General features: G+C 48.6%; 24 protein-coding genes. 10 read left to right on the top strand and 14 right to left on the bottom strand.

Annotated elements, in window-relative coordinates; genetic code table 11:
- Positions 1 to 16: 16 nt before the first annotated feature.
- From QGP82_RS19025 to QGP82_RS19015, 3 genes are all read right to left on the bottom strand, one after another.
- The gene (locus tag QGP82_RS19025; RefSeq protein WP_499060691.1) at positions 17 to 2,119 is read right to left on the bottom strand and encodes a M3 family metallopeptidase; all 2,103 of its coding nucleotides are present in this window, start codon (positions 2,117 to 2,119) and stop codon (positions 17 to 19) included.
- 217 nt (positions 2,120 to 2,336) lie between these two features.
- Entirely contained in the window at positions 2,337 to 2,831 is a 495-nt protein-coding gene (locus QGP82_RS19020) for a hypothetical protein (RefSeq protein WP_499060690.1), read from the bottom strand.
- 163 nt (positions 2,832 to 2,994) lie between these two features.
- Complete coding sequence (locus QGP82_RS19015) at positions 2,995 to 3,657, bottom strand: TetR/AcrR family transcriptional regulator (RefSeq protein WP_499060689.1); 663 nt, start codon at positions 3,655 to 3,657, stop codon at positions 2,995 to 2,997.
- A 202-nt stretch (positions 3,658 to 3,859) separates the two neighbouring features.
- Here QGP82_RS19015 and psbA point away from each other — a divergent pair, with 202 nt between their 5' ends.
- Complete coding sequence (gene psbA, locus QGP82_RS19010) at positions 3,860 to 4,957, top strand: photosystem II q(b) protein (protein ID WP_499060688.1); 1,098 nt, start codon at positions 3,860 to 3,862, stop codon at positions 4,955 to 4,957.
- Between the two features lie 446 nt (positions 4,958 to 5,403).
- Positions 5,404 to 5,745: a hypothetical protein gene (locus QGP82_RS19005; RefSeq protein ID WP_499060687.1), complete on the top strand. Its 342-nt coding sequence runs from the start codon at positions 5,404 to 5,406 to the stop codon at positions 5,743 to 5,745.
- Between the two features lie 53 nt (positions 5,746 to 5,798).
- Here QGP82_RS19005 and QGP82_RS19000 read toward each other — a convergent pair whose 3' ends face one another.
- The 4 genes from QGP82_RS19000 to QGP82_RS18985 all read right to left on the bottom strand — a co-directional run bounded on the left by QGP82_RS19000 (position 5,799) and on the right by QGP82_RS18985 (position 10,836).
- Positions 5,799 to 7,184, bottom strand: a complete 1,386-nt coding sequence (locus QGP82_RS19000) for a serine/threonine protein kinase (RefSeq protein ID WP_499060686.1) — start codon at positions 7,182 to 7,184, stop codon at positions 5,799 to 5,801.
- A gap of 92 nt (positions 7,185 to 7,276) precedes the next feature.
- Positions 7,277 to 8,797, bottom strand: a complete 1,521-nt coding sequence (gene dacB / locus QGP82_RS18995; RefSeq protein ID WP_499060685.1) for a D-alanyl-D-alanine carboxypeptidase/D-alanyl-D-alanine endopeptidase — start codon at positions 8,795 to 8,797, stop codon at positions 7,277 to 7,279.
- A gap of 428 nt (positions 8,798 to 9,225) precedes the next feature.
- On the bottom strand, positions 9,226 to 10,419 hold the full coding sequence (gene mutY, locus QGP82_RS18990; RefSeq protein WP_499060684.1) for an A/G-specific adenine glycosylase: 1,194 nt from the start codon (positions 10,417 to 10,419) through the stop codon (positions 9,226 to 9,228).
- Between the two features lie 69 nt (positions 10,420 to 10,488).
- Positions 10,489 to 10,836 carry a DUF760 domain-containing protein gene (locus QGP82_RS18985; RefSeq protein WP_163666515.1) on the bottom strand — a complete coding sequence of 116 codons (348 nt, stop codon included), beginning with the start codon at positions 10,834 to 10,836 and terminating at the stop codon, positions 10,489 to 10,491.
- A 413-nt stretch (positions 10,837 to 11,249) separates the two neighbouring features.
- Between QGP82_RS18985 and typA the strand changes: the two genes are divergently transcribed.
- Both typA and QGP82_RS18975 read left to right on the top strand, forming a co-directional pair.
- Complete coding sequence (gene typA / locus QGP82_RS18980) at positions 11,250 to 13,046, top strand: translational GTPase TypA (RefSeq protein ID WP_163666517.1); 1,797 nt, start codon at positions 11,250 to 11,252, stop codon at positions 13,044 to 13,046.
- Between the two features lie 306 nt (positions 13,047 to 13,352).
- Positions 13,353 to 14,021 carry a hypothetical protein gene (locus tag QGP82_RS18975; protein WP_499060683.1) on the top strand — a complete coding sequence of 223 codons (669 nt, stop codon included), beginning with the start codon at positions 13,353 to 13,355 and terminating at the stop codon, positions 14,019 to 14,021.
- On the opposite strand, the gene QGP82_RS18970 is transcribed toward QGP82_RS18975, so the two are convergent.
- Positions 13,989 to 14,219 carry a hypothetical protein gene (locus QGP82_RS18970; RefSeq protein ID WP_499060682.1) on the bottom strand — a complete coding sequence of 77 codons (231 nt, stop codon included), beginning with the start codon at positions 14,217 to 14,219 and terminating at the stop codon, positions 13,989 to 13,991. The genes QGP82_RS18975 and QGP82_RS18970 overlap by 33 nt on opposite strands.
- A 135-nt stretch (positions 14,220 to 14,354) precedes the next feature.
- Here QGP82_RS18970 and QGP82_RS18965 point away from each other — a divergent pair, with 135 nt between their 5' ends.
- Entirely contained in the window at positions 14,355 to 14,660 is a 306-nt protein-coding gene (locus QGP82_RS18965; protein WP_499060681.1) for a Uma2 family endonuclease, read from the top strand.
- A 40-nt stretch (positions 14,661 to 14,700) separates the two neighbouring features.
- Here the strand turns inward: QGP82_RS18965 and QGP82_RS18960 are convergent, their stop codons facing one another.
- Positions 14,701 to 14,922, bottom strand: coding sequence for a hypothetical protein (locus tag QGP82_RS18960; RefSeq protein WP_348918081.1), 222 nt, complete (start codon positions 14,920 to 14,922; stop codon positions 14,701 to 14,703).
- 106 nt (positions 14,923 to 15,028) lie between these two features.
- On the opposite strand from QGP82_RS18960, the gene QGP82_RS18955 reads away from it, so the two are divergent.
- Both QGP82_RS18955 and QGP82_RS18950 read left to right on the top strand, forming a co-directional pair.
- The gene (locus QGP82_RS18955) at positions 15,029 to 16,198 is read left to right on the top strand and encodes a DUF58 domain-containing protein (protein ID WP_499060680.1); all 1,170 of its coding nucleotides are present in this window, start codon (positions 15,029 to 15,031) and stop codon (positions 16,196 to 16,198) included.
- A gap of 199 nt (positions 16,199 to 16,397) precedes the next feature.
- Entirely contained in the window at positions 16,398 to 17,264 is an 867-nt protein-coding gene (locus QGP82_RS18950) for an MBL fold metallo-hydrolase (protein ID WP_163702728.1), read from the top strand.
- Between the two features lie 82 nt (positions 17,265 to 17,346).
- Here the strand turns inward: QGP82_RS18950 and QGP82_RS18945 are convergent, their stop codons facing one another.
- The gene (locus QGP82_RS18945; protein WP_499060679.1) at positions 17,347 to 18,093 is read right to left on the bottom strand and encodes an SDR family NAD(P)-dependent oxidoreductase; all 747 of its coding nucleotides are present in this window, start codon (positions 18,091 to 18,093) and stop codon (positions 17,347 to 17,349) included.
- A gap of 283 nt (positions 18,094 to 18,376) precedes the next feature.
- Here QGP82_RS18945 and QGP82_RS18940 point away from each other — a divergent pair, with 283 nt between their 5' ends.
- A complete protein-coding gene (locus tag QGP82_RS18940) occupies positions 18,377 to 18,499 on the top strand; it encodes a photosystem II protein Y (protein ID WP_006516626.1) in 123 nt (40 codons plus the stop codon).
- A gap of 92 nt (positions 18,500 to 18,591) precedes the next feature.
- Here the strand turns inward: QGP82_RS18940 and QGP82_RS18935 are convergent, their stop codons facing one another.
- Positions 18,592 to 19,377, bottom strand: coding sequence for a Uma2 family endonuclease (locus QGP82_RS18935; protein WP_163702727.1), 786 nt, complete (start codon positions 19,375 to 19,377; stop codon positions 18,592 to 18,594).
- Between the two features lie 87 nt (positions 19,378 to 19,464).
- Complete coding sequence (rdgB, locus tag QGP82_RS18930; protein ID WP_499060678.1) at positions 19,465 to 20,043, bottom strand: RdgB/HAM1 family non-canonical purine NTP pyrophosphatase; 579 nt, start codon at positions 20,041 to 20,043, stop codon at positions 19,465 to 19,467.
- Positions 20,044 to 20,143: 100 nt separating this feature from the next.
- Here rdgB and QGP82_RS18925 point away from each other — a divergent pair, with 100 nt between their 5' ends.
- A complete protein-coding gene (locus QGP82_RS18925) occupies positions 20,144 to 21,898 on the top strand; it encodes an ABC transporter ATP-binding protein (RefSeq protein ID WP_499060677.1) in 1,755 nt (584 codons plus the stop codon).
- Positions 21,899 to 22,048: 150 nt separating this feature from the next.
- Positions 22,049 to 23,125, top strand: a complete 1,077-nt coding sequence (locus tag QGP82_RS18920; protein ID WP_499060676.1) for a formylglycine-generating enzyme family protein — start codon at positions 22,049 to 22,051, stop codon at positions 23,123 to 23,125.
- A gap of 188 nt (positions 23,126 to 23,313) precedes the next feature.
- Here QGP82_RS18920 and QGP82_RS18915 read toward each other — a convergent pair whose 3' ends face one another.
- Together QGP82_RS18915 and QGP82_RS18910 are read right to left on the bottom strand one after the other, a co-directional pair.
- Positions 23,314 to 24,993, bottom strand: a complete 1,680-nt coding sequence (locus tag QGP82_RS18915; RefSeq protein ID WP_163666537.1) for a sodium:solute symporter family protein — start codon at positions 24,991 to 24,993, stop codon at positions 23,314 to 23,316.
- Entirely contained in the window at positions 24,983 to 25,297 is a 315-nt protein-coding gene (locus tag QGP82_RS18910; protein WP_490793344.1) for a DUF4212 domain-containing protein, read from the bottom strand. Before QGP82_RS18910 ends, QGP82_RS18915 begins: the two co-directional genes overlap by 11 nt.
- Positions 25,298 to 25,468 lie beyond the last annotated feature (171 nt).

Genomic DNA, 25,468 nt, shown 5'->3' with positions numbered 1-25,468 from the left:
CCAACCTCCTGATGGTTTATGCTGCCTTCAATCCCCGGTGTCTCAACAGCGCGTCCGTGCTAGGCTCACGTCCGCGAAATGCCTGGAATACCTCCATGGGATGACGGCTGCCGCCCAAAGCCAGCACCGTATCGCGGAAACGCTTACCAGTTTCCTGCACAGCACTTTCGTTATCAATGCCCACCTCCTCAAACGCTGCAAAGGCATCGGCGCTGAGTACCTCGGCCCAGAAGTAACTGTAATAGCCTGCCGCATAACCACCGGCAAAGATATGGCCAAAGCTGCATAAAAACGCATCCTCAGCTAAGGGTGGCAGCACCGTAGTTTTTTTGGCCAGTCGATCCCGCACATCCCAGATGGTCTCTGCCCCATCAGGCTGATAACGAGAATGCAGTTCAATGTCGAGCCAACCAAAATTCACCTGGCGCAGAATGGCATTGCCGGTCATAAAGTTGCGGGCAGCTAGTAGCTTCTGGTAATCGGCTTCAGGCAAAGGCTCGCCAGTCTCAAAGTGCCGTGCCATTTTGAATAGGGTATTACGGTCGTAGCACCAGTTTTCCATAAACTGACTGGGCAGTTCGACCGCGTCCCACTCCACATTGTTAATGCCCGCAGCCCCTGGATAGTCGACCTGGGTCAGCATATGCTGTAGCCCGTGTCCAAACTCATGAAACAGGGTTTCTACTTCTCGGAAGGTCATCAGGCTGGGTTTGCCATCAATGGGGGGTGACTGGTTGCAGACAAGATAGGCCACCGGTAGACGCACGGGTAGTTTAGGCTCTGTATGGGCACGCACAATGCATTCATCCATCCAGGCACCGCCGCGTTTTTCAGCGGGTCGACTGTAGGGGTCAAGATAGAAATAGGCAATGGGTGCACCGTTGCCATCGGCAATGGCAAAGTAGCGCACATCTTGATGCCAAACGGGAGCCTCCCCATCGACGGCCTGAATTGTCACACCAAAGAGGCGATGGGCTAACTCAAACAAACCGTTGAGTACCTGAGGTAATGGGAAATAGGGTCTGAGCGCTTCGTCGTTAAGATCAAACTCTTGTTCCCGCATGCGTTCTGCCCAGAAGGGGATATCCCACTGTTTCAAGTCGTTAGTTGTCGATGCGTTGTGCGCTAGCGCAAAGACTTTGAGATCTTGTAACTCTTTAACAGCAGCGTCATAGCTGGCACTGCGCAGTTCTTCCATCAGCTCCTCCACTGCATTGACTGAGGAGGCCATTTTTCTGGCAACGCTGAGATTGGCGTAGGAATCAAAGCCAAGGAGATTAGCCTGCTGTTTTCTGAGGACCAGGGTTTTATCAATCAGGGGTGAGTTATTGAGATCACCAGAGGACGCACGGCTGATGTAGGCGCGGTAAACTTTTTCCCTCAGGTCACGACGCTGGCTGTGCTTCATAAAGGGACCATAGCTGGGAATATCCAGGGTAATTCGCCAGGGGCCTGCTTCTGCGGTAGCCGATTCCTCTCCAGCATCGCGGGCTGCCTGAGCCGCTAGACTTAACAAACTAGAGGGCAAGCCAGCAATGTCTTCCTGGGTTGTTAAGGTTAAGCTAAAGGCTTTGGTGGCATCTAGCACATGGTTCGAAAACTGGGTTGATAGCTCCGCCAGCTGTTGTTGAATTTGGTTGAAGGTTTCCTTAGCGTCACCTTCTAGACCCACACCTGAAAGTTCAGCATCGCGGATGGCTGCTTCCACAATGCGTTTTTGTGCAGGGCTGAGGTTGGTGTCTTGGGCCAGCTGTTTGAAACCGGTGTAGAAGGCTTTGCTCTGGCTTAAGCGGGTGGCAAACTGTACTAAAGCAGGCTGCACAGCTTCATAGGCGGCTCGGAGTTTAGGGCTGTTTTTAACGCCCATTAAGTGCCCTAAAACACCCCAAGTCCAACCCAGCCGCTCACTGATTTTAGTTAGCGGTTTGGCTAATCCTTCCCAGGTGGGGCTCATGGTTTTTTCCAATGACTCCAAGGCTGTGGTGAGTTCGCCAATCAACTGCTGGATCGCGGGTTCTACTTGATCGGGCTGAAACTGATCAAATGGAGGGAGACCATGGCCAGTCAGAAAAGGGTTGGTTGCTACAGCGGGAGCACTGGTAGTTGCCTTAGAAGTCATAGGTTGCTTTGAAAAAAATTAAGTGTGACAGAATTCTCAGAAAAACTAACTTCCCGGAATTATTCCGACTTGTCTATATAATGTTAGTTCGATTTTTGATGAGTGTGGGGGTAGAAATTACAGGGGCTTGTTCTAGAGGATTCTAATCGGTGTTATGGGCATTTGGGATAACCCTGATGGAGTTTTTCCTGCAAGGTAATGCCATGAGATCCTCTGTTTAACGGGCTTCGATGGTTTCTGGATCCAGAGCCTGCAAAATACGGGCAGCTTGGGTGATGATGCTTTCACCGCCACTAACGACGACTAAATATTCTCCAGCATCAATGCGATCGCGATAAGGTGTTTCGTTATTGTTAAACAGCAACGCAGGACCACCACAAATAAAGAAGCTGCCCATTAGTCCAGACCCAGCGCCTAGCAGACCTCCTAAAAGCTGATTGCCTAAGGTGCCTGTCCACTCAAAGGTATTCAGACCTGTAATAGCATCAAAGACAAAGCCTCCGCCAAACCCAAAGGGGACTAGCCAGGTGGCCATGCGTCGTACCTGAGTCCAGGCGGCTTCTTTAGGATTTTGCAGGCCAAACTCGTCAGTGGTCGGACACCCCTCACCAAGAATAGAGACATCGTCCATGGAAAAGTTGCTGGACTCTAGCCTGGCATAGGCTTCTTCGGCATGGGTGCGATCGCAAAAAGCAGCGACAAGATATCTCATGGGGATAGAACAAGTAATGGCTCCAAGTCAGGGCAAACCCCGATATGTTCTATTATTCCTCGTTGACTACATTTTGGGGGTTGTTGTTTTGCACAGAGCAGCTGTCCACCTATGGGGGATTGCCAACAAACACCCACCTCACTAAACCATGGGTATTATGGGGCTACCCGTTGGCCTGAGAGTGTTTGAGCACGCCAGCTAGAATAAATGCGATCGCAGACTCTGCGTAGGCTTCTATCGCCTGGGGTGCTCGCCATTCACTTTCTGGCACTAAGTTTCTCAGATTGTTCTCCGCATTAAAGTAAAAAGTCATTGTTCCCATGATGTGAATCATCGTTAACCAGGGGTCCAGGGGGCGAAAATAGCCTTCATCCATCCCTTTTTGTAAAAAACTCACCCCCAGGTTAATGGGCACTTCCCAACCCGTGAGCTTAAAATACCTACCTTCATTACCCATGGCCTCATGGAGCAGTACCTTGCCCTGATAAGGGTTGTTAACTTCATGGGCTACAGCCGCCCGCAGGAATGTCCTCAAAACATCCGGTGGCGATAGATTCTCTAAATTTAAGGTCTCAACAGCCACCAAAAAAGTAGCCGCATAGCGCTCTAACACTGCCTGGTACAACTCTTCCTTCGTACCAAAATAATAGTGAATCATCGCCTTGGTGCAACCGATGTTGGCAGCGATCGGCTCCGTTCGTGCCCCTGCTAGCCCATGACGTGCAAATTCCTCTTCGGCCGCATCTAAAATTTTTGCTTTGGTGGCTTCCGGGTTACGGCTTTGCCGCTTTGCCGATGAGCGTTTTGACTTGGCTGACGACTTCACTACAGGCTTCGCAGATAGAGGATTCTTACCTCCAGGATACAACGCCACTCCGAGGCATATTGACCGGTTTCAATACCTGAGTTAACTAACCAGTTAAAAAGTTATTGACAGATTTAGTTAGCGCCTTTAAATTAACTAACAAGTTAGTTTAACTATTTGGTTAGTTAATTTAGCTTAACCTTGTCGTCTTTTCGTCAGACTTATGACAACAACTTTGCAGAGACGAAACCAATCCGGTCCGTGGCAGCAGTTTTGTAACTGGATAACCAGTACAGAAAATCGTCTTTACGTGGGATGGTTTGGTGTTTTAATGATTCCCACTCTATTGGCAGCCACAGCCTGTTTTGTGCTTGCATTTATTGCAGCCCCTCCCGTTGACATTGACGGTATCCGTGAACCTGTAGCAGGTTCATTGCTGTTGGGCAATAACATTATTTCTGGGGCTGTAGTGCCCTCTTCCAATGCGATTGGTTTACACTTCTATCCCATTTGGGAAGCCGCTTCCCTTGATGAGTGGTTATACAATGGGGGGCCTTACCAACTAGTCATCTTTCATTTTCTTATTGGCATTTTCGCTTATATGGGTCGTGAGTGGGAGCTGTCCTATCGTCTGGGTATGCGCCCTTGGATTTGTGTCGCCTACTCTGCTCCGGTGGCTGCAGCTACCGCAGTGTTTTTGATTTATCCCATTGGTCAGGGGAGTTTTTCCGATGGCATGCCCCTAGGTATTTCCGGTACCTTCAACTTCATGCTGGTGTTCCAGGCAGAACACAATATCCTGATGCATCCATTTCATATGATGGGGGTAGCAGGCGTATTTGGCGGAGCACTGATCAGTTCCATGCACGGTTCTCTGGTAACCTCTTCCTTGGTGAGAGAAACCACTGAAATCGAGTCTCAGAACTATGGCTATAAGTTTGGGCAAGAAGAAGAGACTTACAATATTGTGGCCGCCCATGGTTACTTTGGTCGCTTAGTCGGACGCACGAATGAGATTCTCTTGGGTGTAGATGCTAATAGTCGTTCTCTGCACTTTTTTATGGCGGCTTGGCCCGTCATAGGCATTTGGTTTACGGCTCTGGGTATCAGTACCATGGCCTTCAATCTCAATGGATTTAACTTTAATCAGAGCATCCTTGATTCCCAGGGACGTGTCATCAGCACTTGGGCTGATGTTATTAATCGTGCCAATCTGGGTATGGAAGTGATGCATGAGCGTAACGCCCATAATTTTCCCCTTGATCTGGCCTCAGGCGAGGCAACTCCTGTGGCGATAGCGGTTCCTTCCCTGACTAGCTGAACATTACTCATCGAGTAATGTTCTCATTCGCCATAAGAAATTGAACTGCCTGATTTGAAAGATCTTAACTTAAACGAGATTACTAGACCTGGTTAGTAACTCTTGTTATTGAAGTGATGATAGAGTGCTCCTATCTTATGGCATTCAGTAGATTGCTATAAGATAGGAGCTTTTTTCTGAGTTTTGGACGTTGATTGATTTTGTTGCTTTAGTACGATTGAACCGTATTTTGGGGTGTTGCTACATCAGGTTGTATTGATTTATGGCAATTGCTTTTTAAGCTTCGATTCCCAAGGAATTCTCGTATCTAAAGGAGATTGTTGTCTTAGGAAAAGATGAGTCGTTAGCTTGTTTTCTTGGGAGAGATTTGTAAGATAGGTAGTGCTTGTTCCTAACAAAAGAAAAAACGATAGCTAGAATGACATCAGGTTAACCACTGATGAATTATGAAGTGTGCTCTAAAACCGTTGACTTGTTTCTGTTTATTGTTGGCTTTATTTCTCAGTCTTTGGCTACAGCCAGTGGAGGCATCGCTTTCCCTTTCAGATCCTCGGATTAACCGGCTGGAGTCACAGTTGCGATCGCTCCAATCCCAGGTCAACCGCCTTCAGTCTCAACTCCCTCGCGCTGGCAACAGTAGGCCCGCTCCCATTGACCGTCCGCCCAGCCCTGAAACACCATCCTTTGATCAGCAGTTTGATACCCTGGCAGTTTTGGTTATCGAATTGCAACAGCGAGTATCGGTGTTGGAGACCAAACTAGAAGAAATGGAGGAGCCTACCCAGTAGCTTTGGGTTTTCAAGCTTTTTCATCGCGCACCACGCACCATGCACTACCAGTATTAAACTTCTTCATTGTAGGATTCATAGGTAATTGGGATTTGAGCCCAACTGTCTAGTTCATCACAGAGCCAACGAATTTCTTGATAGCTACCATTAATGCGAATGGTGTGAAATGGCCCTTCGCTTCTCAATTTAATTTTATACTGAGGAATTTTGTCAGGACCTGCCGTCATGTGAGTTAAGGATTGCTTAAACAACACTCTCTCTCTGTTTCCATGAATCTCTGTTAACGAGATCAGGGTGCCTTGAATCGACTTCTCAAATGTTATGGAGTAAATTGCGTGGCGTTTGCTCCGTTTATTCATGTGGAAATAAATAAGCAGTAGAATGATGAGGGCTGGCCAGATCAAGCCAGTAACAACTAAGAGAATTAAAAGAACGCCTGCTAAAATATTGCCAAAAGCACCAAAGGTTTGCGTTAGCCGACTGCTGATGACAGCTGGCAAGAGAAATTCGAGTTTGAATTTTTTAGAGGGTACCTGGATATTAAAATGCTCTTGGGTCTGGCTCAGCTGAATGGCGCTATTTTGGGGTGGTGGTACTCGGAGCGGATGAAGACCGTCGGCCGGTTGTGTGGGTGATTGATTGAAACGTTCCCGGGCAATGGCGGCTGTTTGAGGCCGTTTAGCAATGTCAGGTTCCGTTAGCCATTCTAGCCAATGGACAAATTCGGGGCTTAATCTGACCTGATCGGCAAACTGTAACCGCATATCTTTTTGCGGTAAATTGGCGGGGTGTAGCCCTGTAGCGAGGTAGATTAGTGTGGCTCCTAAACTGTACAGGTCTGAAGCTGGAACCGCTCGCCCACCAAATTGTTCCAACGGCATATAGCCATAGGTGCCCACAATCGTGATTGTGCTACCTTGTTGCGGTGCTTGAATGCCACCAAAATCTACTAGATAAAGCTGTCCAGGATTGTTGCCAGTGCGCTCTGTGAGCAACAGATTGCTCGGCTTAATATCGCGGTGAATAACGACTGGTTTACGATCATGCAAGTAATCAAGAATGTTGAGTGCTTCTTGGGCAATGTAGTGCAGGTCTTCTTCACTAAAGGTGCGACCAGTCATAATCCAGTCTTGTAGAGACTTAGCCTCTATGTAGGTCTGTACGAGTAAAAAACCTTTGCCCAAGTCTGTTTCAATATCCACAAAATCCAAGTATTGGGGAATTGCCGGATGATCTAACGACTGTAACGCTGCACTTTCCCGTTCAAAGAGTCTAAGGGTTTCCCATGTAAAGTCAACGTCAAATAGCAGCAGCTTGACGATAACGGTAGTGTCTGTCTGTAAGTCGGTGGCAACGAAGGTGCGACGTCCTGGTTTTTGGCTGAGGCGAGCGCGAATTTTATAGCGTTGGCACAGCACCTGATTGAGGAAGGGATCCATGGTATGAGGCGCTAGTCAATAATGTAGGCAATGTGGCGTAGTCCCATTGGAACTAGATACAAGTTTATAGTGCTAAATTCCAGATCGTTCGATTAACAGTCCGATAGCTGAGCAATGTTAACCACAATTTCATCGATGATTGCTCGCATGGCTGTGGCTGAGAGATCGGCATTGTTTAAGAAAATGCTAAATACCATGGGTGGATGGTCTACAGGTTGAAGATAGCCAGCCAAGGATTCATTGTTGCTTACATATCCCGTTTTGCCTTGTAGATTTCCTTGAACGGGGGTGTTCTGAAACCGGTGGATTAAGTTTCCTTGTTCTCCAGCAACGGCGAGAGACCTGCGATAGACTTCGCTATGGGAGTGGAAGGCCATCGCTTGCAGTGTATCAACCAACGTGCGAGGGGTGACTAAATTGTGTCTCGATAACCCTGATCCATCCACCATTTGATAGCTGTCTGAGTCAACGCCCAAGCCCTCTAAAATCTCTTTGACAGCCTCTGTGCCAGCTTGCGTGGCGTCGTCGTATTCTGCTGCGATTGTTCCTAAGGACTTGAGTAAGGCCTCTGCATAGAGGTTGTTGCTATCTTGGTTAATCGTTGACAGCCATTGAGAGAGTGGCGGTGATATGACTGTTGCCATCTCTGGCATTGGTCGATCGGGCCAGCTGGATGTCAGCGCGGTTAAATCTACTGGAGTGCTGGTCTGGCGCAGGCTATTCGCTAGTTGTTCCATAAAGTGCTCCCCTGGCTGGGTGATGGCAATGGCAAATGGATCTGGCCCAGCATCAACGCTGAGGTTACCAAAGACATGCAAAATGGGTTGGCTCCAATCACGACCAACGTCTGCGGTTAAAGGCTCGCCTGCTGCCACGGTGCTGGAAGTGTTGTATATTTCCCAACGAGTAGTCTGCTCTGGGGTAGCCCACTCCACCCGTAGTGGTTGGCCTACCTCTGTTGGGTATAGGGTCACCCCTAAAGCATTTTCATTTAAAATCAGACCGTTGGCTGAGGCTCCATAACCTGCCAATACATCTTCCCATTCCCAGTTGGGATGCACAGTGCGGCCAGCAAAGTAGCTGTCATATCCTAATAGCTGATCGATTTTTTTGATTCCCTGCTGGGTAATTTGCTGCGTTAGGCTCTGGAGTTGGTCGTTGCCAAACGTAGGGTCGCCTCTTCCTATGACATACAAATGGGTCTGTTCACCCTGTTGCTGGAGGTGGGCTGAGGTCTCGATTTGAAAGTCTGGGCCTAGTTGCTGGAGCGCGGCGGCAGTGGTCAGGAGTTTTAAGGTGGATGCAGGAACAAACCATTTGTCGATATTCCGTTCCAGAATGATCTGGCGTTCTGAAGGCTGAGCTGCTTGGGTTTCTATAAGTAGTCCCAGATGGGCTCGGGTGAGGTTGGGGCGGGTTGCGATCGCATCAATCTTGTCCACCAAGTCTGCCCGACAATAGCGTTGGGCAACAGCTGCTTCCCCTGATAGCCAGAGACTCAGTCCCCAGATCAAGCCGAATACCCCCTTTATGGACACACAAAAGAATGTCTGTATCCTCTGGGATGGCCCAATATCAGTCTGTTCAGGTTTCTGGACGCATTGAAGAGTCATGGCAGTTCTAAGTAAATAATGCAACCTGCTTTAAAGAGGTTAGCTAGAAAATTTACTAACACCCTGATGACAATGGATATTGTTTGAAGTCTTAGTGAAGTCGCCGTTCAACTCCGGATATAACCCGATATATCGAGCATGTTGGAGTGGTAGATGCACCCTGATTCCGAGCCCTGGAGATGCATCTTTGGGGCTCTTTCTTCTCCTTTTGGAGGGTGTAACACTCAAAACGTGTAGATTGTTCAATGCACACCGTACACTGACTTTTCGCCCTTGCACACCGTACACTGACTTGTCGCCCTTGGGAAAACTCAAGATACAAAAGTAAAGCTTGTTATCTGACATTAGAGAAGACATAACAACAATATTGCCCTTCGTACTTCTTAACGTCTCCGAGACTTTTTCCCATTATTCAGATGGCGGGCTGTTTATCCTTTAGCCTGTTCTTTAATTGCGTCAATAATTTGACCGTTCGCCTTAGGAAACGGGTAACTATCAATTTCATCCAGGGTAACCCACTTGATTTCATCACATTCAATGGGTTTGGGCTCACCGCTGATGTGGGTACAGTTAAAGACATTCAGCGTCACCTTAAAGTGGCTATAGGCATGGTCAACCGTAATTAGCCGGTCGTTGACCTCAATATCAATATCTAATTCTTCTTTAATCTCCCTCGTGACGCATTCCTCAAAACTTTCGTTAGGCTCGATTTTACCCCCAGGAAATTCCCATAGGCCTCCCAGTAGGCCTTCTTGCTTACGACGGTCAATGAGAATGCGGCCATCATTGTCGTGGATAACAGCGACACCAATTTGCTTATGGGGCAGAGGAGCACGAGATTCGGTCATGGGTAGTTCAGACTGTAGATTTTGACGGTAAGCGGTGCAGTAGCTTTGCCATGGGCATAGCAGGCACGATGGCCGATGACGGGTGCATAGGGTGGCCCCCAGATCCATAATTGCCTGGTTAAAGTCGCGGGGATGCTGTGGGTCCAAGATTTGCTCGGATAGCTGCCACAGTTCTTTCATGGCTTTTGCTGGAGGCTTTGGGAGGGCCACCAGTCGAGCTAACACCCGTTTCACATTACCATCGAGGATGGCGACAGGTTGGTTGTAGGCGGCACTGAGGATGCCTCCGGCGGTGGTGCGGCCAATACCGGGGAGTGCGATCGCATCCTCAAACGCCTCTGGAAACACGCCATCATGCTGCTTCACAATCAGTTGTGCCGTCTTGTGTAAGTTGCGAGCTCGAGCGTAATATCCCAGCCCTTCCCAGGCTTTAAGTACAGTTTGCTGGTCCGCTTTAGCCAGGTCTGCCACTGTCGGAAATAACTTTAACCAGCGCTGATAGTAAGGCAGCACCGTTTTGACCTGGGTCTGCTGCAACATGATTTCCGAGATCCAGATGGCATAGGGATCTCGGCTGCGTCGCCAGGGTAAATCACGACCTTGTTCGCCATACCAAGTCAGTAAAGCTTGCCGTAGTGCGGGGGCCGCATGCCCTAGATTGGCAGTCCCCCCAAAACTTAAAGCAGATGCCTGGGATAAGGACATCTGCTTTTGGCCATATTTACCGTCAGCACTGTCGTGCACGCTGTATTGTGTTCTCTTTGCCTCACCCACTGTGGATCAATCTTGACTGTTGTTTCTGATCCTGCCATGGGTGAGCGCATTTGCGCGATCTAGACCGCGTTATTCCTGTAGGTCAGTTTCCAGGCTACCCATCAGTGTGGTTTCCATGGCCAGACGTTGCTCAGCGCCTTTAAGGAAATAGCCACCCATCATGGCCGAAGCTAGCAAGCGACCTAGATTCTCACGGCTAGTCGTGACAGAGACATCAAATCCTTCAGAGGGTAAGCCACCCAACATCGCAATGATGTTATGTTCCATTGCCTGCATAACATCACTTGATACCGGACGCGATAGCTGTGCCACTGTCTCTGTTTCCATAGACTGCACATATTGCATCAGAGAATTGCCCTGTACAGCAGCCCCACCCATAAATTCGGAATTTGTGTTGTTAAAAGACTCGTTAGTCATGATTGCCTCACTCAAAACGTGGCTGGTAGCGGCTGTTAGGTCTTTTGCCGCTGTAATGCCAATTTAACAAAGCCATTTGAATCCTCGTAGTGAGTAGAACCGAACTGCGAGGTGGGGATTTTCTCTGGAGAGACGTTGCATGCAATGTCTGTACATCAGAATGGAACCTATAGGTTACGAATGGGGAAATTGATTATTTCTCGATAGAAGAGTGAACAATTTCCTGAGCTTAGAAACTTTGCAATGGAGAATTGGCCAGATCATAAGGGCTATTTTCATGGCCCACTGCCCATTCCCTATTCCCCATTTCCTGACAATCCATATAGCTTTGACCGACATCGCTGCTATCTAAGCTACAATTGTTAAGGTTTTTTACGAAACATCACACCGCTAGTTCTGGAAGTTCCAACCCAATGAGCCTTCCCATCCGTAACGTTGCAATCATCGCGCACGTAGACCACGGCAAAACAACCCTGGTCGATTCTCTCCTTCAGCAGTCTGGTATTTTTCGGGAAGGTGAAGACGTTCCCACCTGTGTCATGGACTCCAATGACTTGGAGCGTGAACGCGGTATTACGATTCTTTCTAAGAACACAGCCGTTCACTATCAAGACACGCTGATCAACATTATTGATACCCCTGGTCACGCTGACTTTGGCGGTGAGGTAGAGCGCGTACTCGGTATGGTAGATGGCTGCATCCTGATCGTGGATGCGAATGAAGGGCCGATGCCTCAAACCCGCTTTGTGCTTAAAAAAGCATTGGAGAAAGGTCTGCGTCCCATCGTGGTCGTGAATAAGATTGACCGCCCACGGGCAGAGCCCATGGGTGCCGTGGACAAGGTTCTGGATCTGTTTATCGAGCTGGGTGCTGATGACGATCAGTGTGATTTCCCCTATCTGTTTGCTTCTGGTTTGGCTGGCTATGCCAAAAATGAGCTAGAAGACGAAGATAAGGATATGCAGCCTCTATTTGAGGGGATTTTGCATCATGTTCCACCACCAGTCGGTGATTCTGACAAGCCTTTACAGTTGCAGGTCACTACCCTGGCTTATTCCGAATATTTAGGGCGGATTGTGATCGGTAAGGTTCACAATGGGACTATCCGTGCTGGTGAACAGATTGCGCTAGTCAAAGAAGACGGCAAGATTGTTAAGTCTAAAATTTCGAAGCTGATGGGTTTTGAAGGCCTACAGCGCACTGACATTGAAGAAGCCACCGCTGGCAACATCGTTGCAGTCGCCGGTTTTGCCGATGCCAACATTGGTGAAACCCTCACATCTGCTGACAACCCCCAAGCCTTGCCGCTGATTAAGGTGGATGAACCCACGCTGCAGATGACGTTTGCTGTGAATGACTCCCCATTTGCAGGTAAAGAAGGTAAGTTTGTTACCTCTCGTCAGATTCGCGATCGCTTAATGCGCGAGTTGGAAACCAACGTAGCGTTGCGTGTGGAAGAAACCGATTCTCCCGACCGCTTTGGCGTATCTGGTCGTGGTGAGCTTCACCTGGGTATTTTGATTGAAACCATGCGTCGTGAGGGCTACGAGTTCCAAGTGTCTCAGCCGCAGGTGATTTTCCGTGAAGTCAATGGCCAGCCCTGTGAGCCCTATGAGCAGCTAGTGATGGATGTGCCTGAAGATGCTGTGGGCGGCTGTATGGAGCGCCTGGGTCAACGTCGCGGTGAAATGCAGGACATGATGGTGGACGGCAATGGCCGTGCCCAGCTTGAGTTTGTGGTACCTGCCCGTGGTCTGATTGGCTTCCGGGGTGAGTTTATGCGCCAAACCCGTGGTGAGGGCATCATGAACCATAGTTTCTTGGATTATCGCCCCATGTCTGGTGATGTGGGTGCTCGCCGCAACGGTGTGCTGATTGCCTTTGAGGAAGGTGTGGCCACGTTCTACGCGCTGAAGAATGCTGAGGATCGCGGCATCTTCTTTATTGAGCCTGGTACTAAGGTGTACAAGGGCATGATCGTTGGGGAGAATAATCGGCCTCAGGATCTGGAGCTGAATATCTGTAAGGCTAAGCAGCTAACCAACCATCGGGCAGCGAGTGGTGATGAGCTAGTGCAGTTGCAGACACCCCAGGAAATGGGTCTAGAACGGGCGCTGGAGTATATTGCGTCGGATGAGATGGTTGAGGTAACGCCTGAGTCGATTCGTCTGCGCAAAATGCCGAAGAAGAAGCTAGCGAAGAAGCGTTAAGGGTTGGTCTGTAAGCGTCCCCTGAGCGGAGTCGAAGGGGATGTTGGCTTCGACTCTGCTCAGCCAACGGTGCTGCTCAGGCAACGGCTTCTCTGGGATGGTTACGGTTGGTAGATAAATTTGTGAAAATGCCCCGATGGTTGAGTGCCATTGGGGCTTTGTTATGTCGCACAACTTACGATTTTTGTGCCCTCATATTTTTAGAATGAAATAGCCCTACTAGTATTAAAGAATCATGCGGTTTGGTTGATGTGTGCGTTGAAAAAATTAGAGAAAAGCATCTCAAACCATATATTTGGTCATACTATGCCGCTGCATGAGTTCAAAAAAATTGTCCAAGGCACTACCCATAAACATCGTCACAATCTTGGAAAACTAACCGCCTCTGGTTTTGGTAGTGATGTTGATACTCTGTGTAATCACATTCGCTATCTCAGGGCAGGTAGTATTGGGCAATTGTTTTGGGATGAATCGTGGAAACAAGTTGTAACTGATGTAGCTGATCACATTGGTATTGAATGGTTAGCCACCCTCAAAGGACGACGCTGGAAACAATTAGAAACTCATGAAATTGAAACAGCTGTGGTCGCTAAGGTTTTTCAAGATATGTTCGACCGCCTGACTCTAGAGCAACAAGAGCAAGTAATTATGGAGACGCAGCGCAGTAGTAATGACCCCAGAGTAGAAGCTTTTTTACTTACAGGTAGTGTTATGACTGTTGCTAAGGTCAGTGGGTTTGGTGTGTATCTGATGGCCAGTACCGTACTTGGAGGGCTGACTAGCACTCTGGGTATTACTTTGCCTTTTGCTGTGTATATGGGAATGAGTCAAGCAATTGCCCTCGTGATTGGTCCAGTGGGTTGGTTAGCCCTTTTGGGCGGTCTCTCATTTACGCTTAACCAGCCCAACTGGAGTCGTCTTACTTTGGCCGTAGTTTATGTTTCAATGATTCGCAATTCTCCTGCGACAAAATAGCTCTGGTAGTAAAGTGAGCCAGTCATTTAAGGCTCTTGGTTGGTTCCTGAAACTCTTTTGTGGAAGTAGTGCGAGATTGTCACTGACCTCGATAATCTCCAAACCAAAATCAACACCCTCCGCACCCTCCAACCCCAAACCGCCATCGAACTCGATGCCCTGCTCCCCGCCATCCTCGACAAAGCCTTCAAAGGCCATGTCTAAAGACCTATCCACCCATCACCCAAATCCCATCACCCCACCGCTGAGTAAATTGCGCCTGTACTAGGCTTAAACCCAGGCTCCATAACGAGTTGAAGGTTCCTTATGGTTCAGGGGCGGGTAGCAAGCCCGATGAATTTTGAGGCTTTCCTGGATTGGTATCCAGACGATGGTTATCGGTATGAATTGATTGAGGGCGTTGTGGTTGAGATGTTGCCAACCGGTCCCCATGAAGATATCGGCGGCTTTTTGAGCGCAGAGTTCAATTTTGAAATTCGGCGAAATAAGCTACCTTATTCGATTCCTCGTACTTGTCTAGTGAACCCCCATGCAGAAAAGTACCAAATTCGATGGTTTGTAGCGGGAGAAAAGTTGGTTTCTAGGGTATTTCCTGAGTTGGATTTGACTACAGATGCCGTATTTGCGTCAGGGACCTAAATCTCATCTGGATCGATGCCGAGCGATCGCAACTTCTCTGCTAAAGCGTCAGCTCAGGTGAGATAACGGCCTTGGGGTTTCCTTCTTCGTAATAGACAAATAAATTGCCAGACACATAAACGCTGCCACGGCTTTTAAAGTAAAGTCTGAGGGCTTCAACGCTATAAAACAAATAATCGCGAGTAGCGTCACTTTTCGCTATTGGCTGGCCGTCGGACTCAGGATATGTAACGTTGTGTAGCGTAGAGCGGGGATTAGGCATGGTTAAATCGCTCAGAAGCCATCTATGGTGTCATTAGTTTAACCTAATTACTTAGGGCATCCTGAAGCGCAGAAAGGTAGCCAATCGTTCTTTTCGAGCATAGTTGATGTTTTTATTAAAACGTTTATCTCATTGGATGGAAGCCAACTGGGTGACCCCTGCCTATAGTGGTTGGGTGCTGCTGGGGATTACGCTATGTTTTTTCGGCGCGGCAACTAACACCATGGCAGGTTGGCTGTATGTGATTAGTGGCATCATGATTGCCTTATTGTCGGTGTCGTCGATTTTGCCGCAGCGAGCGTTGCATGGGCTATCTGTGGCTCGACAAATGCCGCGTCCTGTCTCGGCAGGAGAGGCCCTAGCTATGGTGGTGACGCTGAAAAATGCCACTGCTTCCCCTAAGAGTTTGCTCCAGATGCAAGACCTTGTACCTGCTAAGTTAGGGTCTCAGCCGACCCATGCCATTGCCAGTTTGCAGGCGCGATCGCAACACACTTGGCGTTACGAAATTCCAACTGAAAAGCGAGGTATTTATACCTGGCCTGATGTCCGTCTACGAACGGCGGCCCCTTTAGGATTGTTCTGGTGCAGTCGTTTGCATGCCGCTCACGCAAAGGCTGTCGTCTATCCTCAAATACTGCCCTTAGAGCGTTGTCCAGTCATCGACTCCTTGGGCGATGAAACAGGACGGCGGCAGCTGCAAAAAACGGCCATCAATGCCAGTGGCACGGAAGGTATCACTCGTGCTCTGCGCCCCTATCGCTGGGGTGACCCCACTCGATTAATCCACTGGCGCACCAGTGCCCGCTACGGAGAACTGCGGGTGCGCGAGCTAGAGGTGTTAACCAGTCACCAGAGTTTAATTATTGCCTTAGATACCTCTGAGTCATGGGATATTGATAGTTTTGAACGAGCCGTAATCGCAGCAGCATCACTCTATCACTATGGTCAGCGCCAAGGTCTGGCGACTCAGTTTTGGAGTTCCAGGACGGGGCTAGTGCATGATTCAACAGCGGTTTTGACGGTGTTGGCAGGCATTCAACTAAACGATGTCGGTAATCAAAAATTGCCAGCCCCACCCATCATATGGCTGACAGCGCAAGCGGGTAAACAATTGCCCCGCAACAGCGCTGAAGTTTTGTTTTTATCAAAAACTGCCGCCCACTCTAGTGAGTATCTTCCCAATGAAAGCGAGATTTCTGGCTTGGTGATTAATCCTGTCGATGATCTACAACAGCAATTACAAAATAATCTGAATGCCAGTCCAACAGTTTAAAAAGCGCCTTCATTACTCATATGCCCAGGCGAATGGACGATGGATTGTAGTTTGATATGTCAGATCTGGCGGCTCTTTTCTGGAGATTCTTTTCAACTAAGAGTCTCTTTCGTAGGTTCTTTTCTTTGATAATTTCTTGTATATATTAAACAGTTTCTAATGCATTGACTAAACTGGAACTATAACAAATGGTGATGTTATGGCTCAGCTTAAAGCTCGTCGTCCAGAGAATGTAGAAGGTGACTTTTTTGTTGATACTACGTGTATCGATTGCGATACCTGCCGCTGGATGGCTCCTGAGGTGTTTGGTCGAGATGGAGAGATGTCGGCGGTGCATGCTCAACCGACAACTACAGAGCAGCGGATTCAAGCGTTAAAAGCATTGTTGTCGTGTCCTACCGCATCGATTGGGACGGCGGCTACACCCAAGGATATTAAACAGGCCCAGGAGCAACTGCCGGATCTAATTGAGGACAATGTTTATCATTGTGGCTATCATTCCGAGAAATCCTATGCGGCGGCCAGCTATTTTATTCAACGGCCTGAGGGAAATGTTCTGATTGATTCTCCTCGGTTTACCCCACCTTTAGTAAAACAATTGGAGGCTATGGGTGGGGTGCAATACCTCTATCTCACCCATCGGGACGATGTGGCGGATCATGCTAAGTTTCAGGAGCATTTTGGGTGCGATCGCATTCTCCACCAGGACGATATCACCAGCGATACCCAATCCGTCGAAATTCAGCTTAAGGGACAGGACCCTTACCAACTAGCACCAGATATCACCATCATGCCCGTCCCTGGCCACAGTAAAGGCCATACCGTACTGCTGTATCAGAACAAATTTCTGTTCACAGGCGATCACCTGGCCTGGTCGGCTTACCTGGAGCACCTCTACGGTTTCCGGCGTTATTGTTGGTACTCCTGGGATGAGCAAATCAAATCCATGAAGCGCCTGACCGATTACTCGTTTGAATGGGTTCTGCCGGGGCACGGTCGTCGCTTCCACAGTAGTAACATGGCAAGCGAGTTGCAGACATGTATTGAGTGGATGGAAACAGCCTAAGACGCTTACAACTAAAACCCATCCACTCATCTACCCATTCACCGATCCACCGATCCACATCAGACTTTGATGTCTATGCCCCCTAACTCGATTGCTGAGTCGGCCTTAGCAAGATGTCATGGACCTGTACATGGTCGGGTTGGCTGAGGACATAGCCAATGGCATTAGCAATGTCATTGGGCTGGAGTACCGGAAATTGATTGTAGACCTGTTGAGCTTGTTCTTGACTGCCGGAGTATTTTTCGGCAAACTCGGTTTCCACAAAGCCAGGGCTGATGGATGAGATGCGAATGGCGCTGCCGTCTGCTCGGAGCTCCTGACGTAGTCCTTCTGTGAGGGCACGTACGGCAAACTTAGAGGCGGAGTACATGCCGCTGCTGGGAACTCGATGGCCTGACATGGAGCTGATGTGGACAACATGACCCTGGTCTTTGCCAAGGTTTTGCATTAGCTTAATGGCTTCGCGGGTGCAGATGGAAAGGGCAATAACGTTAACATCAAGAGTTTCGCGCCATTTTTCGGTACTGCCGCTGGTGAGGGATTCTTGATAGCCGAGACCAGCGTTGTTGATCAGCACATCGAGGTGGTTAAAGCGGGTTGCGATCGCGCTAAACCAGGCCAAAATTTGGGATTCATCGCGCAGATCAACGCTTTGAGTTAACACTGCGGCCCCATGTTGCTGCGATAACGTATCGGCTAGTTCTGTCAGACGCTGCTGACGACGGGCACACAAGGCTAAGTCATATCCATCCGCCGCTAGGCGAGTGGCAATAGCACTACCAATACCGCTAGAGGCTCCGGTAATAGCGGCGACAGGCCGGTTAGTCATAGTAATTATAGAAATGATTTATGAACCTTTTTGATGTTGTGAACGGAAGCGTCCGCTGTCAAACCTGAGATGCTTGAGGTGTTTGGTTTTGCGACCCGCTCTAAATAAAATTATCTACATAAAAAGCCATGTACACCCATGGGGCTAACCCTATTTCCCGCTCCTTTCACCACTCATTAACCTTCGGCGAAGATCTTATCCCCACTTCAAACTGCGCCTAGTTTATGAGAATATTATATATAAGTATTTACATAAAACGTTTTTCTCCGCAGGAGGTTCGGTAATGGACATTGATTTCCGGGTTGTAGCTGTACTTGCTCCCATTGCCCTAGCTGCGGGCTGGGCTGGTTTTAACATTTTCCAAGCTGCACTGGGCCAGATTCAATCCATGTTTGGCGAAGAATAAAGAAAGCCCTTTTCGTAACGAAAAGTTATCGAATTACTCATATAAGCTGCCTTCTCCTGAGAAGGCAGCTTTTTATTGATGCTGACACAGGGTTAATTAGAGGCCTGTATTGAAATGACAGCTTTTTCAGATAGGGTCAACGCTTCAGCTACTTGTTGAGTGGTTAGTCCCATGGATAGTAACTTAAGAACGGCTGCATTTCGAGTTTTCTCAGCCTGTTCTGCTCGTTGGCGCTCTTGGGCAGATAGCTCGCTGCCCCAAAGCAGTAACTGTCCCTGGGTATCCCACCACCGTAGCCAATAACCTGAACGATTTTCACGAATACCTTCCCACACTCCCAGGGAAAGACCCATATTTTCTATCAAGTAGCCATTCTGGTTATCAGGCATCTGTAGTTGATACCCATTGGCGTCATCCAGACGATAGACTTCGAGGCTACCATTGGTCGGCTCAAAGATGATGTAATAGGGCACTTTGAGAATGCTCTCATAGTAGAACCATTTACCCGGTGGATAGGTGGCTTTAATGGAGTATTCACCTCCCTCGGTAGCTGACAGAAACTCCATCACCACTGTGGGCGGATCACCTTCTAGATATGGGGTATAACTTCGTTCGATATCTGCTCTAGGTACGGTGATGTGGGGAATAAATGCCCAATCAGGAGCTTTGACTACGGTTTTGTCATTGACTGTGGCACAGAGACCATAGTTGGTTGTTATCAGGGCTGTTTCCGAAATCCGACCAGCAATAGAAAGACTTTCACTCAACGCAGCGGCAATAAAGGGTTGGCTGATATTGTCCACAGGGTCATCCGGTAGAACATAATGCTTGGGTAGCTTTTCCCAACGAATGCTCAGTTTGGTGGACGTGGCAACCATAGGTTTCGGGAATTCAAACGCTAGCCTCAGTATATTGTAGGTTCATTTGTACTTGTTTTTGATGACCCCCTAACTTCACTTGTTTGCTTAGGGCATTGGCAATTGCCTCAGCTGCTCCATAATTTGAGCAAAGGCAACACCCCGATGGCTGTGGGTTTCTTTTTGTGGGTCGCTCATTTCAGCAAAGGTTTTACCCTGGCTCGGGACGTAAAAAATAGGGTCGTAGCCAAAACCGTTGCTACCCTTGGGCTCAGTCAGAATTTCCCCAGGACAGATGCCTTCTGTTTCGAGGGAGATGGTGCCATCGGGGCGGGCGAGGGCCAGGGCACAGACAAACTGAGCACTACGGTCCTCATTGCCGCTTAACTCCCGCAAAACTCGATTAATGCGATCCTGGTCATCCTTGCCATAGCGGGCTGAATAGAGACCTGGTGCACCGTTTAAGGCATTAATTTGCAGCCCTGAGTCATCGGCAATGGCCCACTGGTTGGTTGCGATCGCAACTTCCCTTGCCTTGAGCCGCGCATTCTCAATAAATGTTATCCCTGTCTCATCCACATCAATTTCTTGGGGCTTTAGCTGCAAATCCCAGCCCAGGGGTGTCAGATACACCTGCATTTCTTTGAGTTTGCCAGGGTTACCCGTAGCGACGATGACGGTAGGCATAATGATGTGCGAGTCTCCAATGTGCGTTCATTTTAACCACGGTATTTAACCACGGTAGGGGCGGTGTCTTGTACCTGCCCGGAACCTGGTAGCGTAATCCATGACACGCCTATTGGTTCAAAACGCCTTGGATAATCGCCCCAACTATTGGCAGCTGCTGCCCTACATTCGTCGTCAGCAGGCAATCTTAATTCCTGCCTTTATCTGCACCCTGATTTTCACCATTTACTGGCCAATTCTTGCCAAGCTAGGTGGTCTGGCTATTTCCACCCTGGTGCAGGGACAAGTTGCGGCCTTTGGTAAAGTTGCTGCGCTTACCCTGATCGGTTTGCTCATCCAAAAAGCGGCTCAGTATGGCCAAGACTCCCTCATGGCGAAAGCTGCATTTCGTGTTGCCCATCAGCTGCGTACCCGTGTCTATGGCCATCTGCAAACCCTCAGTCTGACCTACTTCGAACAAACTAAAACGGGCGATCTGGCCTATCGCTTGACCGAAGATGTGGATCGCATTGGCGAGGTTGTCTACAAGCTATTCCACGATTTTGTGCCCTCTGCGCTACAGCTGGTGGTGGTGTTTGGCTACATGATCTATCTCAACTGGCAGCTAACGGCGACGGCGTTGATCCTGATTCCGTTGCTGGCAGTCTTATCTGGCTGGTTTGGCGAAAAGATGCTGACCGCTGCCCGTCGCAGTCAGGACAAAGTTGCCGATCTCTCTTCTCAGGTGGCGGAAGTTTTTAGCGGTATTCGCTTAGTTCAAGCCTTTGCAGCTGAAGACTATGAAATTGATCGCTTTGCTAAGGCCTCCGCCAACAATCGTGATGCCCGCTATTCTGTGGCTTGGTTGCAGGCAGTACAGTTTCCGGTTGTTGGGTTTCTCTATGCCGGCATGATTGTGATTTTGTTGCTTGTCGGTACCTGGCAGATTAGCCTTGGCAATTTGGCCCGTGAAGGGTTTGGCACCTATGTGATCAATGCGTTACTGCTGATTGATCCGGTCAACCATGTGATTCAAAATTTCAATGAGTTTAAGCAAGGGGAAGCGTCCGTAGACCGTGTGCTAGAGCTGTTGCGGTTCAAGCCCTCAGTGCAGGATGAGCCCCATGCAAAATCGCTGCCGACGGTTGCAGGGAAAGTGGACTATCGCGATGTTAGCTTTGCCTATGAAGCCAACCAGCCGGTGTTAGATGCGGTGAACCTTTCTGCAGAACCTGGCCAAACTATTGCTTTGGTGGGCCTATCAGGGGCCGGCAAAACTACTTTAGTCAATCTGTTGCCGCGTTTTTATGATGTGGCCACGGGAGAGATTTTGCTTGATGGTATCAACGTGCGTCAGGTGACACTACAAAGTCTGCGTCGTCAGATTGGGATTGTGCCCCAGGAAAACGTTTTGTTCTCTGGGACGATTGCCGAAAATATTGCCTTTGGTCAACAAGACTTTAATCTGGCAGAGGTGGAAGCTGCGGCACGGGTTGCCAATGCCCATGGATTTATTAGCCAGTTCTCCCAGGGGTACCACACCTGGGTGGGGGAACGGGGCGTGAATTTGTCAGGGGGGCAGCGGCAGCGAATTGCGATCGCACGAGCCGTTTTATTTGATCCAAAGATTCTAATTCTAGATGAGGCAACTTCTGCCCTCGATGCAGAGTCAGAGTCGCTAGTGCAGGAAGCATTGGAGAGGTTAATGCATGGACGGACCGTGTTTGTAATTGCCCATCGACTGGCGACCGTAAGACGGTGCGATTGCATCCTAGTCATGGAAAAAGGTCGTATTATCGAATCCGGAAACCACGCTGAACTGTTACAGCAATCGGGACGTTACGCCAGCTTCTATGCCAAGCAGTTCCAGACATAAACCAAGTATGTGATGATAACAATGCATTTGTAAAACTTCACAAATGCATTGGGTTTTGGTTTTTTTACCTCACTAGTTCAGTGTTGCCGAAAAAACGAGCGAATTATCTGGTATTGGATCACTGGGAAGGGTGTCCTTATTTAAGGAGTTATGGCAGGCAGTCGTCGTTACCAGGTCATCAAACAAATAGGCGGGGCTAGCATGGCTGCCCTGACCCAGGATAGTCGTATTTGCCATAATCCTTTTTGGAGCAGTCGCAGTCTTCAGTATCAATGCTCACGGCGTAAAGCATTGAAGTTCTTAGGTGTGTCAACCGCAACGGCTGTAGTGACCGTAGGCTGTAAAAATGCAGCGGCGACCATCACACCTACGGGACAACCTTTAAAAAGCCGAGGCTTGAAGACAGTTCAAGTCGATTCGAATGGCCAGATCACTGCGGAACCGTCTATCAGGGTTGATTACTTTGATGAGCCTCTTCTACGTCGGCAGTTGCGTAAAGTGCTACCTCTCCGCATGGTGCAAATACCGGCTGGCGAGTTTCTAATGGGGTCTCCACCATCCGAGCCTAAACGTGAAGAACAAGAAGGGCCTCAGCGTTCGATCCAGGTGCCTAGCTTTTACCTGGGGGCCTTTGTGATTACCCAGCGACAGTATGAGGCTGTCATGGGCAACAATCCGTCGTACTTTACAGATGATCAAGGCGAAGATGGGGCCGATTTGCCAGTAGAGCAGATTACCTGGGACGATGCGGATATATTTTGCCAGCAACTGAGTGAGCTGACGGGGCGTAACTATCGATTACCCAGTGAAGCTGAGTGGGAATACGCCTGTCGTGCTGGAACAACAACCCCATTCTCTTTTGGTGAAGCCTTAACAACAGAAATTGCTAACTTTTTTGCAGACTTCTCCTTTACTGAAAACTATGAAGAGAACTATCGCAACAACCCAGTAAAAGCTGACAGCTTCTGGCCCAATGCTTTTGGCCTATACAACATGCATGGCAATGTTCATGAATGGTGTTCCGATGATTATCACGAGAGTTATGAAGGTGCTCCAAGCGATGCTAATAAATGGCTGTCGGGTAATGCGACTGCTTCTAAGGTAATGCGCGGTGGCTCATGGTTTAACGATACGCACTTCTGTCGATCAGCTGCCCGTGATAAAAACACTCAAGTGGGGCGTAGCAATTCCTGTGGCTTTCGAGTGGTGTGTGAGCCTAAACGCTAGGTTAAGCTGAAAAAAGAGTCAAAACACCTGCGTCGTTATTGTCAAATTTATTATCCTGTATGTTTCTGATCTATGGGGAGATCTTGGCGTAAGGTTCTCAACCCTTATGTCTAAAAAGCGAGAAAGGTTCCCAAGAAAATCTTAGAAACCTTTTTGGACCCTTTAGATGCAGACCATAACAGTGTTGGTTATGCAGCTATGGCAGGGTCATCTCCAAGAATGTCTTCGGGAGATCTCAAATCTTCCACCAGTTCTTGAATGTGAAGTGGTGGTGGCGGTGTCAATCGGGAAACAACAAGTGTCACTATCAGATTAAGAATCATACCCAAGGTGCCAATACCCTCAGCGGAGATATTAAAGAACCAGGTGGGCATGCCGAAGAATTTCACACCGATAATGTAGAACGAGGTGAAAATCAGACCGACAAGCATACCTGAGATCGCACCTTCACGGTTAGTGCGCTTGTCAAAAATACCCAAGATAATCGCGGGGAAGAAGCTGGCTGCGGCTAAGCCAAAGGCAAAGGCTACCACCTGACCGACAAAGCCAGGCGGATTAATGCCAAAATATCCGGCAATTACCAGGGCAAACCCTACCATCACACGACCTACAAACACCCGTTTCTTTTCTGAAGCTTCTGGATTAATCAGTCGATAGTAGACATCATGGGCGATGGAGCTAGAAATCACTAGCAATAAACCTGAGGCCGTTGATAGGGCAGCGGCAAGACCACCAGCGGCAACCAAGGCAATTACCCAAGGTGCTAATTTAGCCACCTCTGGTGTGGAGAGCACAATGATGTCGCGATCAATGGTGATTTCATTGCTGGTTTCCTCAGAAGTGAGCTGAAACCGACCGTCCTGATTTTTGTCGTTAAAGGCTAACAGGCCCGTGTTTTCCCACTTTTGTGCCCAGTCCAGCTGTTGTACTTCTTCAACAGTGGCATTGTGCAATGTGTTGACCAGGTTATAACGGGCAAACATCGACAACGCAGGTGCTGTTGTGTAAAGCAAGGCAATAAACAACAAGGCCCAGCCCGCAGAGAATCTTGCTGAACGCACGTTCTTAACTGTGTAGAAGCGCACGATTACATGGGGAAGACCGGCGGTGCCCACCATTAAGGCAATAGTGATGGCCAGCACATCCAACATAGATTTGTTGGCAAAGGCCTGGGTGTATTCGGCAAAGCCCAAATCCACCTGGATTTGGTTTAGTTTGGTGCTGATGTCGCCAAAGGTCATGGCGAACTGGGGAACAGGATTACCGGTGAGGAGGAGTGCGATCGCAATCGCCGGAATCATGTAGGCAATAATCAGCACATAGTATTGGGCAACTTGCGTCCACGTAATACCCTTCATGCCACCCAGAACAGCAAAAAAGCCGACAATCAACATGCCGATAAACACGCCTGTGTTTACATCCACCTGTAGGAAGCGGCTAAAGACGATACCGACCCCCCTCATTTGGCCCGCGATATATGTGAGCGACACAAAGATCGCGGCTACCACAGCTACCAGACGAGCCCATTTGGAATAGTAGCGATCACCCACAAAATCAGGCACTGTGTACTTGCCAAACTTCCGCAGATAGGGCGCTAGCAACAACGCCAGAAGAACATAACCACCGGTCCAACCCATCAAATAAATCGAACCGTCATAACCCATAAACGAGATGAGACCCGCCATGGAGATAAACGATGCTGCCGACATCCAGTCAGCGGCAGTAGCAGCCCCATTGGCAAGAGCGGGAATACCTTGCCCAGCCACATAAAAGCCTTTACTATCACGAACGCGAGAACGCCATCCGATGTAGATATACATCAGGAATGATGCAGCGACAAACAAGCCCGTCCAAACCTCAGTTGGCATGTTCCCTCCTTACATCATGCTCAGCAATACTTGCATGACGTTTATTAAGTTGTTGAGCTCGATAATGCTTGTCGAGTTTATCCATCTGATAGGCATAGACAAAAATCAGCACCACAAAGGTGAGAATTGAACCTTGCTGCGCAATCCAGAATCCAAGCGGTAGACCAAAAAACTGAATCTGATTGAGGATGTCTACCAACAAAATGCTGCAGATTAGGGATACAAATCCCCAAACCGCCAGTAGCGCCAGAATAAGGGTAATGTTGGCACGCCAATAAGCATGCCTTTGAGCAGGATCTCTCATACGTTGAAAACTTTAGATTGGTTAAGAAAAGAACGGTTAATTGCCCCAATCTTTTCTAGTGTTCTTGATTTAAGCAGGTTCCTGTCCCAAATTTACTTTTGGTTATTTAATCTTCAACATTTCTAATAAACGACACAACAAGATGGTTTTATGATACCTGTTATGCGCTCG

This window comes from Leptothoe sp. LEGE 181152 (assembly GCF_032906605.1).
Lineage (GTDB): Bacteria > Cyanobacteriota > Cyanobacteriia > Phormidesmidales > Phormidesmidaceae > Leptothoe > Leptothoe turfae.
Note: the sequence above shows the minus strand (reverse complement) of the source record. Positions and strands in the feature narration are given on the sequence as shown.

Bases quoted from the DNA above. Each gene is read 5' to 3' on its own strand.
- QGP82_RS19000 (WP_499060686.1), bottom strand. From the start codon at position 7,184: ATGGATCCCTTCCTCAATCAGGTGCTGTGCCAACGCTATAAAATTCGC.
- QGP82_RS18920 (WP_499060676.1), top strand. From the start codon at position 22,049: ATGGCAGGCAGTCGTCGTTACCAGGTCATCAAACAAATAGGCGGGGCT.
- QGP82_RS18940 (WP_006516626.1), top strand. From the start codon at position 18,377: ATGGACATTGATTTCCGGGTTGTAGCTGTACTTGCTCCCATTGCCCTA.
- QGP82_RS19025 (WP_499060691.1), bottom strand. From the start codon at position 2,119: ATGACTTCTAAGGCAACTACCAGTGCTCCCGCTGTAGCAACCAACCCT.
- typA (WP_163666517.1), top strand. From the start codon at position 11,250: ATGAGCCTTCCCATCCGTAACGTTGCAATCATCGCGCACGTAGACCAC.
- QGP82_RS18965 (WP_499060681.1), top strand. From the start codon at position 14,355: ATGAATTTTGAGGCTTTCCTGGATTGGTATCCAGACGATGGTTATCGG.
- QGP82_RS18935 (WP_163702727.1), bottom strand. From the start codon at position 19,377: ATGGTTGCCACGTCCACCAAACTGAGCATTCGTTGGGAAAAGCTACCC.
- QGP82_RS19005 (WP_499060687.1), top strand. From the start codon at position 5,404: ATGAAGTGTGCTCTAAAACCGTTGACTTGTTTCTGTTTATTGTTGGCT.
- dacB (WP_499060685.1), bottom strand. From the start codon at position 8,797: ATGACTCTTCAATGCGTCCAGAAACCTGAACAGACTGATATTGGGCCA.
- QGP82_RS18950 (WP_163702728.1), top strand. From the start codon at position 16,398: ATGGCTCAGCTTAAAGCTCGTCGTCCAGAGAATGTAGAAGGTGACTTT.
- QGP82_RS19020 (WP_499060690.1), bottom strand. From the start codon at position 2,831: ATGAGATATCTTGTCGCTGCTTTTTGCGATCGCACCCATGCCGAAGAA.
- rdgB (WP_499060678.1), bottom strand. From the start codon at position 20,043: ATGCCTACCGTCATCGTCGCTACGGGTAACCCTGGCAAACTCAAAGAA.
- psbA (WP_499060688.1), top strand. From the start codon at position 3,860: ATGACAACAACTTTGCAGAGACGAAACCAATCCGGTCCGTGGCAGCAG.
- QGP82_RS18910 (WP_490793344.1), bottom strand. From the start codon at position 25,297: ATGAGAGATCCTGCTCAAAGGCATGCTTATTGGCGTGCCAACATTACC.
- QGP82_RS18975 (WP_499060683.1), top strand. From the start codon at position 13,353: ATGCCGCTGCATGAGTTCAAAAAAATTGTCCAAGGCACTACCCATAAA.
- QGP82_RS18970 (WP_499060682.1), bottom strand. From the start codon at position 14,219: ATGGCCTTTGAAGGCTTTGTCGAGGATGGCGGGGAGCAGGGCATCGAG.
- QGP82_RS18955 (WP_499060680.1), top strand. From the start codon at position 15,029: ATGTTTTTATTAAAACGTTTATCTCATTGGATGGAAGCCAACTGGGTG.
- QGP82_RS18925 (WP_499060677.1), top strand. From the start codon at position 20,144: ATGACACGCCTATTGGTTCAAAACGCCTTGGATAATCGCCCCAACTAT.
- QGP82_RS18960 (WP_348918081.1), bottom strand. From the start codon at position 14,922: ATGCCTAATCCCCGCTCTACGCTACACAACGTTACATATCCTGAGTCC.
- QGP82_RS18915 (WP_163666537.1), bottom strand. From the start codon at position 24,993: ATGCCAACTGAGGTTTGGACGGGCTTGTTTGTCGCTGCATCATTCCTG.
- QGP82_RS18945 (WP_499060679.1), bottom strand. From the start codon at position 18,093: ATGACTAACCGGCCTGTCGCCGCTATTACCGGAGCCTCTAGCGGTATT.
- QGP82_RS18985 (WP_163666515.1), bottom strand. From the start codon at position 10,836: ATGACTAACGAGTCTTTTAACAACACAAATTCCGAATTTATGGGTGGG.